Below are 10,773 nucleotides of genomic sequence, written 5' to 3' on the forward strand. Positions count from 1 at the left end.
AAGAAGATTCTCTGGGGAGGCTCCGCCTCCCCAGACCCCTCCGCCGGGGGGACAGGGTCCCCCCGGACCCCGCCATCCGCCCCCCCCCGCGCACACAGCCCGCCATCCCTCTTGCACCGGACCGGCGCCACATCTTACTCCTTGCCGCGAAATGAACGCGGCACGGCTGTGACCCAGAACCATACCTCCCGCCCGATGACCCCGGCCCTTCTGCTCGGCGTCCTCGGCGTCGTCTATGGCGACATCGGCACCAGCCCGCTCTACGCGCTGCGGGCCTCCCTCCTCCACTTCGCCTCGGACGGGCTGGAGGAATGGGAAATCCTTGGCATCCTCAGCCTGATCTTCTGGTCGCTGGTGCTCGTCGTCTCGGTGAAATACGTCCTGCTCGTCATGCGGGCGGATAACCGGGGAGAGGGCGGCATCCTCGCCCTCATGGCCCTCGCCCTGCGCGTGGCGCGCGGGGAGCGGGGGCGCCTCCTCGTCATGCTCGTCGGCATAGCCGGCGCCTCGCTCTTCTTCGGCGATGGTATCATCACCCCGGCCGTCTCCGTCCTCTCGGCGGTGGAGGGGCTGAAGGTCATCTCTCCGGCCTTCAACAAGGCCGTCATCCCCATCTCCCTCGGCGTGCTGCTGGCGCTCTTCCTGGTGCAGTACAAGGGCACCCACAGCATCGGGAAGGTCTTCGGGCCCGTCACCGCCCTGTGGTTCGGCAGCATCGGCCTGCTCGGCCTCATCGAGATCGTCCAGCAGCCGCATGTGCTGCTCGCCCTCTCACCGCACTACGCCATCGATTTCTGCCTGCGCTACCACCTCGCCGCCTTCATCGCCCTCGGCTCGGTCGTGCTGGCGGTGACGGGGGCGGAGGCGCTCTACGCCGATATGGGCCATTTCGGCGCCCGCCCCATCCGCATCATCTGGGGCGCGGCGGTGCTGCCGGCGCTGACGCTGAACTATTTCGGCCAGGGCGCCCTGCTCCTCTCCGACCGCTCGGCGCTGGAGAACCCCTTCTACCTGCTGGCGCCCGAATGGTTCCGCCTGCCGCTGGTGCTGCTCGCCACCGGCGCCACCATCATCGCCAGCCAGGCCATGATCTCCGGCGCCTACTCCATCGCCCGGCAATGCGTGCAGCTGGGCTTCCTGCCCCGCCTCGTCGTCCTCCACACCTCGGAGACGGAGGAGGGCCAGATCTACATGCCGCAGATCAACCTCGCCCTGCTCGTCGGCGTCGTCATCCTGGTCGTGTCCTTCCACGACTCGGACAGCCTGGCGGCGGCCTATGGCATCGCCGTCACCGGCACCTTCATCTGCACCACCGCCCTCGCCGGGCTGGTGCTGCGGCGGCAATTCGGCTGGTCGCGCCCCGCCGTCATCGCCACCATCACGCCGCTCTTCCTGCTCGATGGCTCCTTCTTCATCTCCAACGTGCTGAAGATCCCGGAGGGCGGCTGGGTGCCCGTGCTGCTCGGCGCCTGGCTCTTCCTGCTGATGCTCACCTGGCGCCGCGGGCGGGACCTGCTCTTCGCCCGCTTCCGCCAGGACAGCCTGCCGCTGAAGTCCTTCCTGGCGCGGCTGCCGCAGTCGCGCACCATCCGCGTCCCCGGCATCGCCGTCTTCATGACCGGTCAGGCCGACTACGTCCCCGCCGCCCTGCTGCACAACCTGAAGCACAACAAGGTGCTGCATGAGCGGGTGCTGTTCGTCACCGTCGAGAACCTCGACATCCCCCAGGCGCCCCAGCGCCGCGAGGTGACGGAGCTGGCGCCGGGCATCCACCGCGTCATGCTGCGCTACGGCTTCCAGGAAAGCCCGAACATCCCGCGCGAGCTGGAGGCGCTGCACGAATACGGCGTCGAGTTCGAGCCGATGCAGGCCAGCTATTTCCTGGGCCGCGAGACGCTGGTGGCCGCCGCCGTGCCGAAGATGGCGGCGTGGCGCCAGTGGCTCTTCTCGGTGATGAGCCGCAATTCCATGCCCGCCACCGAGTTCTTCCGCATCCCGAGCGACCGCGTGGTCGAGCTCGGCGTCCGTGTCGCCATCTGAGGCGCCCCTCCCCCGGCTGCTGATCCTCGGCGCCGGGGGGCATGGCCGGGCCATCCTGGAGGTGCTCCGGGATGCCGGCTTCCCGCCGCCGCTGGGCGTGCTGGATGACAACCCCGCCAGCCCCGGCCTGCCGGGCCTTCCCCTCCTCGGCCCCATCGCCCGCGCGGCGGCGCTGCGGGCGGAGGGGGCCGTGGCCGCCCATGTCGCCCTCGGCCACAACGCGCTGCGCCAGCGGCTGGGGGAGGAACTCCTGGCCCTCGGCTATGCCCTGCCGGCGCTGCGCCACCCCTCGGCCGTTCTGGCCTCCACCGCCAGCCTGGGCGCGGGCAGCATCGCCATGCCGCGCAGCGTGGCCGGTGCCAGCGCCCGCCTCGGGCCGCACAGCATCCTGAACACCGGCGCCATCCTGGAGCATGACAGCACCACCGGCCCGGCCTGCCACATCGCCCCGGGCGCCGTGCTCGGCGGCGGCGTCAGCCTCGGGGCGCGGGTGCTGGTGGGCATCCTCGCCGGCATCCGCCCCGGCTGCCGGGTGGGGGATGACGCCACCATCGGCCTCGGCGCCGCCGTCATCGGCGATGTGCCGGGCGGGGCCTCCGTAACGGGTGTTCCTGCCAAGTAAATCAAAAACCTTCTTTTTATAAATAAAAAGAAGCAAAAACACTTTTTCAGGCTGCCGCCGTCTCCCGGCACGGCGGGACGCCAACGGATAAAAGTTTTTTGGTTCTTTTTTTTCAAAAAAGAACGCTTACTTCTCTTCCTTCCATTCCAGCAGCGCCTCCTCCACCCGCGCCCGCTGCAACGCGAAGCGCACGGCCGGCACCACCACCGCCACGGAATGCGGCTCCGGCCCGGGCCGCGCCACGGCGATGGCGCAGATGCCGGCGCTGTGGCTCTCCAGGTCATAGGCCAGCCCGGTGCGGCGCACCGCGGCCAGTTCCTCCAGCAGCGCCGGCAGATCGCGCGGCGAGGCCGGGGTCAGGCGCGGCAGCTCCGGCCCCAGGCGCCGCGCCACCGCCGCATCCTCCATCAGCGCCAGCAGCGCCTTGCCATTGGCGGTGCAGGAGAGCGGGAAGGACACGTCATCCGGCGGCACGACGCGCAATTCCTGCGTCTCGGCCAGGATGCGCAGCAGCAGCCCGCTCTCCCGCCCCCGCGCCCGGCAGAGCACCACGCATTCCCCCAGGGCGCGCGACAGGGCGAGCAGGCGCGGGCGGAGTTCCTCGGCCAGGGATGGGCGGGCGGCGGCGGCCAGCACCGGCAGGGCGGGACCCAGCCGCACCCCCTCCGCCCCGCCCTGCGCCAGCTGCTCCGCCTCCAGCGCGGCCACGATGCGCTGCACGGTGGAGCGCGGCAGCGCCGTGCCACGCGCGATGGCGCCGAGGCTCAGCCCGGCCGGATGCTCGGCCAGCAGGCGCAGAATGGCCCCCGCGCGCGCGATCACCTGGATGCCGCCCGCATCGCCCCCCGCATCGCACACGGGGTCTGTTCCAGGCGCGGCTGGTTCCTGCATGCCATGTCCTCCCTGGGCGGGAGGATGTACCGTATTGCGGTTGTCACAACAACCGCATCACGATACGCCTCAGGCATCACCGCATGCAGGACCGAGCATGGCGATCCGCCCTTCCTCCACCGCCTTCACCCTTCTGCTGGGGGCGCTGGCGGCGCTGCCGCCGCTGTCGATCGACATGGGCCTGCCCGGCTTCCCGGCGCTGGAGGCGGAGCTGGGCGCGAGCCCGAGCGAGGCGGCACAGACGCTGAGCCTCTTCCTGCTGGGCTTCGCCACGGGGCCGCTGCTGCTGGGCCCGGCCTCGGACCGCTTCGGGCGGCGGCCGGTGCTGCTGGCGGGGCTGGTGGTCTATCTGCTGGGCGGGCTGGCCTGCACCCTGGCGGGCAGCACGCCGCTGCTGCTGGCGGGGCGGCTGGTGCAGGGCATCGGCGCCGGGGCGGGCGCCACCCTGCCCTTCGCCATCCTGCGCGACCTGTTCGAGGGCCACGAGGCCCGGCTGCGGATGACGGGCGTGACGATGGTGCTGAATGTCGGCCCGATCGTGGCGCCGATCCTGGGCACGGCGGTGATGGCGCTGGGCGGCTGGCGGATGATCTATGGCACGCTGGCGCTGGGCGGCCTGGCGCTGGTGGCGGCGGTGGCGCTGGGCTTCGCCGAGACCGCCCCGGCCAGCCGCCGCCCGGCGATGAGCCCGGCCGCGCTGCTCTCCGGCTATCTGGGCGTGCTGCGGGAGCGGGCCTTCCTGGTGCCCACCCTGCTGAACGCCACCGGGTTCGGCACGATGTTCGCCTATATCTCCGGCTCCCCGGCGGTGCTGATGGGCCATATGGGCGCCTCCGGCGCGGCCTATAGCCTGATGTTCGCCTGCTCCGCGCTGGCGGCCATGCTCGGCTCGGCGCTGAGCGGGGTGCTGGTGAAGCGCGGCGTGTCCTCGCCGCGGATGATCCAGGCCTCGGCGCTGGTGATGGCGGTGGCCTCGGCCGGGCTGGTGGGGCTGTCGCTGGCGGGGGCGCTGGGGATGGTGCCCTTCGTGGCGCTGGCCGCGCTGGCGGTGGGGGGCTATGGCCTGCTGGCGCCGAATGCGGCGCATGAGGCGCTGGTCCCGATGGGCAGCCGCGCCGGGCTGGCGACGGCGGCGCTGCGCGCCCTGCAGATGCTGGCCGGCGCCCTCTCCGGCGCGCTGGTCGGCCTGTTCTACGATGGCCGCACCGCCCTGGCGCTGTCCGGCGTGATGCTGGCCTTCGCCCTGGCCGGCGTGCTGGTGCTCCTGCTGCCGCGCCGCGCGGGCCGCTGAGGGGGAGGCCCCTCGGGGAGGCCCAGCCTCCCCCGGCGGCGCCTACCGCTTGTTCTCCAGCCGCGAGATGACCCGCACCACCGGCCAGAGCAGCACGAAATAGGCCACCGCCGCCGCGACGATGGGCGTGGCGTTGTAGGTGGCGTTCTGCGCCTGCCGCGCCTGGAACAGCAGTTCCGGCAGGGCCACGACCGAGGCGATGGAGGTGAGCTTCACCACCTCCAGCGTGTTGCTGACGAGGTCGGGCAGCACGTTGCGCACCGCCTGGGGCAGCACGACATAGGCCAGGGCCTGCCCGTGGGAGAGGCCGGTGGAGCGCGCCGCCTCCATCTGCCCGCGCGGCACACTGCCGAGGCCGGCGCGCAGCACCTCGCCATAATAGGCGCCGGTGTTGAGGAAGAAGCCGATGGCCACCGCCCCCCAGGCGCCGACATCGATGCCGGCGAAGGGCAGCCCGGCATAGAGGAAGACCAGCAGCACCAGCGGCGGGATGGCGCGGAACAGGTCCGTCCAGGCCGCCGCCGCCCAGCGCACCGCGCGCGGCCCCGAGGTGGAGAGCAGCCCGAGGATCAGCCCGCCGAGCAGCCCGAGCGGCACGGTGATGGCCGAGAGCGCCAGCGTGTAGAGAAAGCCCTGCCAGAGGATGGGCCAGGCCTCGCGCAGGATCTCGCCATTGAGGAAGGCGAAGAGGAACTCGTCCATGGCGGGGTTTTCCTCAGCGCTTCCAGGCGAAGCGCGTCTCGATCCAGCGGCCGAGCGCGACGACGGGGATGAACAGGACCAGATAGGCGATGGCGCCCATGGTCAGCGGCGTCGGGTTGGCGGAGAAGGACATGGCGCTCTGCGCCGCGCCCAGGATCTCCGAGACACCGACGACGGAGCCAAGCGCCGTGCCCTTGGTGATGGCGATGGTGCGGTTGGTCAGCGGCGGGATGGCGATGCGCAGCGCCTGCGGCAGCACCACCATGCGCAGCGCCTGGAAGAAGGTGAGGCCGGTGGAGCGCGCCGCCTCCCACTGCCCCTTCGGCACGGCGGTGATGCCGGCCCAGTAGATTTCCTCCGAGAAGGCCATCAGCACCAGGGTGAGGGAGAGCCAGGTGGCGGCGAAGCCGGAGACGGAGATCCCCGCCGCCGGCAGCCCGAAGAACAGCAGCACCAGGATGACCAGCGGCGGCAGGGCGCGGAAGAGATCGACCACGAAGATGATGAGCAGGTTGAGCGGCCGCACCCCGAGGCAGCGCAGCACCGCCAGGGCGAGGCCCAGCGCCAGCCCCGCCACCACCACCAGCAGGGCGAGCAGCACCGTCAGCCCCAGCCCCTGCGCGATCATCGGCAGGTAGCTGGCCATGACCTTGGCGTTGAAGAAGGAGAAAAGAAAACTGTCCAGCCCGCCCATCGCCGCCACCCTCAATGCCGGTCGATCTGGCGGATGAAGGCGCGGGTGCGCTCGTGCCGCGGCGCGCCGAAGATCTGCGCCGGCGGGCCTTCCTCCAGCTTCTGGCCATCGGCCATGAAGACCACGCGGTCCGCCGCGGCGCGGGCGAAGGCCATTTCGTGGCTGACCACCACCATGGTCATGCCGCTCTCGCGCAGCTCGCGCATGACGTTGAGCACGCCGCCCACCAGCTCCGGGTCCAGCGCGCTGGTCGGCTCGTCGAAGAGCATGACGCGCGGCTCCAGCGCGATGGCGCGGGCGATGGCCACGCGCTGCTGCTGCCCGCCGGAGAGCTGGGCCGGGTAATGCTCCATCCGCTCGGCGAGGCCGACGCGGGCGAGGGCGGCGGCGGCGATCCCGGCGGCCTCGGCCTTGCCCCTCCCCAGCACCTTGCGCAGCGCCAGCATGACATTCTGCCGCGCCGTCATGTGCGGGTAGAGGTTGAAGCCCTGGAACACCATGCCGATGCGGCGGCGGGCGGCGTTGATGTCGGTGCGCGGGCTCAGCAGCTCGATGCCGTCCACATGGATGGAGCCGTCATCCGGCTCCTCCAGCCGGTTGAGGCAGCGCAGCAGGGTGGATTTGCCGGAGCCGGAGGGGCCGATGATGAAGACCAGCTCGCGCTCGGCCACGCTGAAATCCACCCCCTTCAGCACCGGGGTGGCGCCGAAGCGCTTCCACAGGCCACGGGCGTCGATGATGGGGCGCGGGGCGGTCGGGGGGGCGGACATGGCGGCTCCTCGGCGGAGGGGAGGATGGTGCGGCGGGGACCGCTATAGGCGAGGGGAAAGGCGCCGCAAAGCCGGGGATGAAAATTTAAAGCAAATTTTGTGCCAATTCTCGGCACAACCCCACCCACGGCTTGCCGCCCACCGGCACAAACCCCCGGCGAAAGAGACCGAAAGAGACAAAGCAACCGGTAGATTGAGCCACCGCGCAGTCTGCCCCGGCAAGGGCCGGCGCTATGATGCAGCACCAACCGGCCCGGCAGGGCCGCCCAGGGAAGAAGCAGAGAAGAGGCAGGGAAAGACGCATGAGCTCTCAGGAATTGCATCGCCTGGCCCAGGACATGCAGGACCAGCCAGCCCTGCGGGAGACCATCGCCGCCGCGCTCAGCCAGTGCCGCGGCGTGACCGAGGCCGCCGGCCTGCTCCAGAGCCACGGCTACGCCATCAGCGCCGAAGCTCTCTCCCCCGCCGCCCTGACCGACGAAATGCTCGACCATGTCTCGGCCGGCAGCGGCGGCGCCACGACCCTTGGCTTTTTCCAGGATCTGCTCAACAGCATCCAGAGACCCAGCCTCCCCGCCCTGCGCGGCGCCCTCTGAAGGCCATCGATGATACAGACCGAGTTGCAGCGCCTCGCCGAGGATCTCCAGAAACTCCCCGGCCTGCGCGAAACCCTCTCCATCCCGCTGCGCCAATGCCAGGACGTGGAAGAAGCCGCCCTGGTGCTGCGCCGCCACGGCTACGACATCACCGCCGCCATGCTGGCCCGCCCCAAGGTGGAAATGCTGGAGGATGAAGAACTGGACACGATCACCGGCGGTACAGGCCATGGCCTGCCGCACATCCTCGCGGATCTTCTGGGAGTCGTGTCTTAGGGAAGAGTTCTTTTTTGGAAAAAAGAACCAAAAAACTTCTTTCCGTCAGCGTCCCGCCTCAGGCCTAAAGCGGGACGCCAGACTGACAGAAAATTTTAGCTCAAAGCTTCGTCACGCGGCCGTCCAGCCGCGTGCGCGCCGCGCCACCGGCGGCGAGATAGGCCGCCGCCACATCCTCCAGCGGCGGGCCATTGTCATAGGCTTCCAGCGCCTTGTCGCGGAAGCTCGTATAGCCATCGCCGCCGCGCCGGTTGAAGTTGTTGGTGACGACGCGGTAGGCGCGCTCATTGTCGAAGGGCACGAAGCCGCCGCCGCCGGCCACCTCCAGGCTGCGCAGGCGCTGCCCGGCCGGCGCCGCCGGGTCAAAGCTGTAGCGCAGCCCGGCCACCTGCGGGAAACCACCGCCATTCTCGGCATAGCGGGACAGGCCAGCCTCCAGCGCCACCCGCAGGTCGCCGCCACGGATGGTCAGCGTGGCCAGGGTATTGCCGAAGGGCAGCACCTCCAGCACGTCGCCCAGCGAGATCGGCCCCTCCGGCAGGCCGGCGCGCAGCCCGCCACCATTGGTCACGGCGATCTCGGCACCAGGCACGGCGGCCAGCATCGCCTCCGCAACCACATTGCCCAGGGCGCATTCACCCTTGCGGCAATCGGTGTTGGGGAGGGAAACCGGGCTCTGCCCCACCGGGCGGGCGCGCAGCGCCGTCAGCGGCGCGCGGTATTCGGCCACGATGGCCGCCACCGCCGCCTCCTCCGGCAGGTCCGGGGTGATGGGCAGGACACGGCCGCCATGCGACAGCACCCGGCCATCCGCCGCCAGATCCAGGTCGAAGCGCCCCGCCCAGCGGCCGAAGGCCCCGGCCTGGACGATGCGCACCTGCCGGTCCGGCCCATCCACCAGCGTGGGGGAAGGGCCATCGGCATCCGGCAGGTCGGCCAGCAGGGTGTGGGAATGGCCACCGACGATGACATCCACCCCGGCCAGTTCCGCCGCCAGCTTCCGGTCATCGGCGAGGCCGAGATGGGAGAGCAGCACGATGGTGGCCGGCCCCTCGGCGCGGATGGCGGCGATGGCGCGCGCCGCCGCCTCCCTGGCATCGCGGAAGGCCAGCGTCGGGCCAGGGCTGGAGGCCTGCGGCGTCGTCTCCGTCGTCACGCCCACCACGCCGATGCGCATCTCGCCCTGGCGGAACACCACATGGCTGCGGAACAGCCCCTGCAACTTCGGCTCGCGCGAGACATCGAGGTTGGCGGAGAGAATCGGGAAGGGAATCAGCGGCGCATAGGCCGCGAGGCGCTCCGGCCCGCCATCGAATTCATGGTTGCCGAGGGTCATCACCTGACCACGCATGGCGCGCTGGATGGCGGCCTCGGCGCGGCCCTGGTGGGCGGTGTGGAAGAGGCTGCCGGTGAACTGGTCGCCGGCATCGAGGCGCAGCACGGGGCGCGACTCGGCGCGCGCCTCGGCCTCCAGCAGGTCGAAGCCGCTGGCGAGGCGGGCCGAGCCACCGAGGCAGGGCCGGTCCGCGCGGCAGGCTGCGCCGCTGCCCTGCTGGCCGTCATGCTTGGAATGGAGGTCGTTCAGATGCAGCAGGCTGACACGCCCCGCGGCCTCGGCCCGGGCGCGGTGGAGCGCCGGCAGGGCGAGGGGCGAGGCCAGGGCTGTGGCCAGAAGGGCACGGCGGGAGAACGACATGCGAGGATTCCCGAAAAAAGCCGGTCAACCCGGCCAGCCTTTACGCTTTAGCCCAAGACTTGCCGCATTCGGAATGTCCCTTGTGCGGTGCGGCGGGTGGGCCGACACCCGCCTTTGCCTCCTTGCCCTGCCCCCTTGCCCTACCCAGGCCGCCGCCCCGGCCAGAAGACGGAACACGCGATGCAGGTCTATCTGCCGATCGCCGAAATGTCGGTGGATGCCTTCCTCCTGCTGGGGATCGGCTTCGGCGTCGGCTGGCTCTCCGGCCTGTTCGGCGTGGGCGGCGGCTTCCTGCTGACGCCGCTGCTCATCCTCATCGGCATCCCCGCCCCCGTGGCGGTGGCCTCGGGCGCCAACCAAACGCTGGGCGCCTCCGTCTCCGGCCTCATCGCGCAGTGGCGGCGGGGCAATGTGGACCCGCGCATGGGGCTGGTGCTGCTGGCCGGCGGCGTCAGCGGCTCGGCCGCCGGGGTGCAGCTTTTCGCCTGGCTGCGGCGGCAGGGGCAGGTGGACCTCGCCGTCTCCGTCTTCTACGTCGTCATCCTCGGCACCGTCGGCGGGCTGATGGTGCGGGAGAGCGTGCGCGCCATCCTGCGGCGGCGGCGGCAGACGGCGCCGGCCCGCCTGCACGCGCATCTCTGGATGCATGGCCTGCCCTTCAAGCTGCGCTTCCGCAAGTCGCGGCTCTATATCTCCATCATCCCGCCGCTGCTGGTGGGCTTCGGCATCGGCGTGCTCTCGGCCGTCATGGGGGTCGGCGGCGGCTTCATGCTGGTGCCGGCGATGATCTACCTCCTCGGCATGCCCACCGCCGTGGTCATCGGTACCTCGCTGTTCCAGGTGGTCTTCGTCGCTGCCAATGTGACGCTGCTCCAGGCCATTTCCACCGGCAGCGTCGATGTGGTGCTGACGCTGCTGCTGCTGATCGGCGGCGTCGCCGGGGCGCAGTTCGGCGCCAGCATGGGCACCCGCCTGCGCGGCGAGGAAACCCGCGCCCTGCTCGGGCTGCTGGTGCTCGGCGTGGCGCTGAGCCTGCTCTGGGGGCTGCTGGCCACGCCGGAGAACCCCTTCGCCGTGGGCCCGATCCCGTCATGACGCGGCGGCGCATCCCCGCGGCCGCGCGCGGGGTGGTGCTGGCGGCGCTGCTGGCGGCGCAGGCCCTGGCGGCGGCACCCGCCGCCGCGCAGGCGCAGCC

Annotated in this window: 11 protein-coding genes; 6 read left to right on the forward strand and 5 right to left on the reverse strand. The window is 71.0% G+C overall.

Going from position 1 to position 10,773, the window contains the following annotated elements:
* The first annotated feature begins 195 nt into the window (after window positions 1-195).
* Window positions 196-2,040, forward strand: coding sequence for a potassium transporter Kup (locus NON00_RS22655; RefSeq protein WP_256025042.1), 1,845 nt, complete (start codon window positions 196-198; stop codon window positions 2,038-2,040).
* Window positions 2,027-2,662 (forward strand): acetyltransferase, encoded by a 636-nt coding sequence (locus NON00_RS22660; protein ID WP_256025043.1) that lies wholly within the window; start codon window positions 2,027-2,029, stop codon window positions 2,660-2,662. The genes NON00_RS22655 and NON00_RS22660 overlap by 14 nt, the downstream gene beginning before the upstream one ends.
* Window positions 2,663-2,788: 126 nt before the next feature.
* On the opposite strand, the gene NON00_RS22665 is transcribed toward NON00_RS22660, so the two are convergent.
* Window positions 2,789-3,553, reverse strand: a complete 765-nt coding sequence (locus NON00_RS22665; protein ID WP_256025044.1) for an IclR family transcriptional regulator — start codon at window positions 3,551-3,553, stop codon at window positions 2,789-2,791.
* Window positions 3,554-3,650: 97 nt separating this feature from the next.
* On the opposite strand from NON00_RS22665, the gene NON00_RS22670 reads away from it, so the two are divergent.
* Window positions 3,651-4,844, forward strand: coding sequence for a multidrug effflux MFS transporter (locus NON00_RS22670; RefSeq protein WP_256025045.1), 1,194 nt, complete (start codon window positions 3,651-3,653; stop codon window positions 4,842-4,844).
* Between the two features lie 42 nt (window positions 4,845-4,886).
* Here the strand turns inward: NON00_RS22670 and NON00_RS22675 are convergent, their stop codons facing one another.
* From NON00_RS22675 to NON00_RS22685, 3 genes are read right to left on the reverse strand one after another with little or no spacing between them, the layout of a single operon-like run.
* Window positions 4,887-5,546 (reverse strand): amino acid ABC transporter permease, encoded by a 660-nt coding sequence (locus tag NON00_RS22675; protein ID WP_256025047.1) that lies wholly within the window; start codon window positions 5,544-5,546, stop codon window positions 4,887-4,889.
* A gap of 13 nt (window positions 5,547-5,559) precedes the next feature.
* Window positions 5,560-6,240, reverse strand: a complete 681-nt coding sequence (locus NON00_RS22680) for an amino acid ABC transporter permease (RefSeq protein ID WP_256025048.1) — start codon at window positions 6,238-6,240, stop codon at window positions 5,560-5,562.
* An 11-nt stretch (window positions 6,241-6,251) separates the two neighbouring features.
* Window positions 6,252-7,010, reverse strand: coding sequence for an amino acid ABC transporter ATP-binding protein (locus NON00_RS22685; RefSeq protein ID WP_256025049.1), 759 nt, complete (start codon window positions 7,008-7,010; stop codon window positions 6,252-6,254).
* 302 nt (window positions 7,011-7,312) lie between these two features.
* Here NON00_RS22685 and NON00_RS22690 point away from each other — a divergent pair, with 302 nt between their 5' ends.
* Together NON00_RS22690 and NON00_RS22695 are read left to right on the forward strand one after the other, a co-directional pair.
* A complete protein-coding gene (locus NON00_RS22690) occupies window positions 7,313-7,606 on the forward strand; it encodes a Nif11 family protein (protein ID WP_256025051.1) in 294 nt (97 codons plus the stop codon).
* 9 nt (window positions 7,607-7,615) lie between these two features.
* The gene (locus NON00_RS22695) at window positions 7,616-7,882 is read left to right on the forward strand and encodes a Nif11-like leader peptide family natural product precursor (RefSeq protein ID WP_256025052.1); all 267 of its coding nucleotides are present in this window, start codon (window positions 7,616-7,618) and stop codon (window positions 7,880-7,882) included.
* A gap of 100 nt (window positions 7,883-7,982) precedes the next feature.
* Here the strand turns inward: NON00_RS22695 and NON00_RS22700 are convergent, their stop codons facing one another.
* Complete coding sequence (locus NON00_RS22700) at window positions 7,983-9,578, reverse strand: bifunctional UDP-sugar hydrolase/5'-nucleotidase (protein ID WP_256025053.1); 1,596 nt, start codon at window positions 9,576-9,578, stop codon at window positions 7,983-7,985.
* Window positions 9,579-9,758: 180 nt separating this feature from the next.
* Here NON00_RS22700 and NON00_RS22705 point away from each other — a divergent pair, with 180 nt between their 5' ends.
* Window positions 9,759-10,673 (forward strand): sulfite exporter TauE/SafE family protein, encoded by a 915-nt coding sequence (locus tag NON00_RS22705; protein ID WP_256025054.1) that lies wholly within the window; start codon window positions 9,759-9,761, stop codon window positions 10,671-10,673.
* Window positions 10,674-10,773: the final 100 nt, after the last annotated feature.

The organism is Roseomonas sp. GC11 (assembly GCF_024437745.1).
Classification (GTDB): domain Bacteria; phylum Pseudomonadota; class Alphaproteobacteria; order Acetobacterales; family Acetobacteraceae; genus Pseudoroseomonas.

Excerpts from the sequence above, each read along its gene's own strand:
- NON00_RS22695 (WP_256025052.1), top strand. The coding sequence starts at position 7,616 with ATGATACAGACCGAGTTGCAGCGCCTCGCCGAGGATCTCCAGAAACTC.
- NON00_RS22690 (WP_256025051.1), top strand. The coding sequence starts at position 7,313 with ATGAGCTCTCAGGAATTGCATCGCCTGGCCCAGGACATGCAGGACCAG.
- NON00_RS22700 (WP_256025053.1), bottom strand. The coding sequence starts at position 9,578 with ATGTCGTTCTCCCGCCGTGCCCTTCTGGCCACAGCCCTGGCCTCGCCC.
- NON00_RS22680 (WP_256025048.1), bottom strand. The coding sequence starts at position 6,240 with ATGGGCGGGCTGGACAGTTTTCTTTTCTCCTTCTTCAACGCCAAGGTC.
- NON00_RS22665 (WP_256025044.1), bottom strand. The coding sequence starts at position 3,553 with ATGCAGGAACCAGCCGCGCCTGGAACAGACCCCGTGTGCGATGCGGGG.
- NON00_RS22685 (WP_256025049.1), bottom strand. The coding sequence starts at position 7,010 with ATGTCCGCCCCCCCGACCGCCCCGCGCCCCATCATCGACGCCCGTGGC.
- NON00_RS22670 (WP_256025045.1), top strand. The coding sequence starts at position 3,651 with ATGGCGATCCGCCCTTCCTCCACCGCCTTCACCCTTCTGCTGGGGGCG.
- NON00_RS22675 (WP_256025047.1), bottom strand. The coding sequence starts at position 5,546 with ATGGACGAGTTCCTCTTCGCCTTCCTCAATGGCGAGATCCTGCGCGAG.
- NON00_RS22655 (WP_256025042.1), top strand. The coding sequence starts at position 196 with ATGACCCCGGCCCTTCTGCTCGGCGTCCTCGGCGTCGTCTATGGCGAC.
- NON00_RS22705 (WP_256025054.1), top strand. The coding sequence starts at position 9,759 with ATGCAGGTCTATCTGCCGATCGCCGAAATGTCGGTGGATGCCTTCCTC.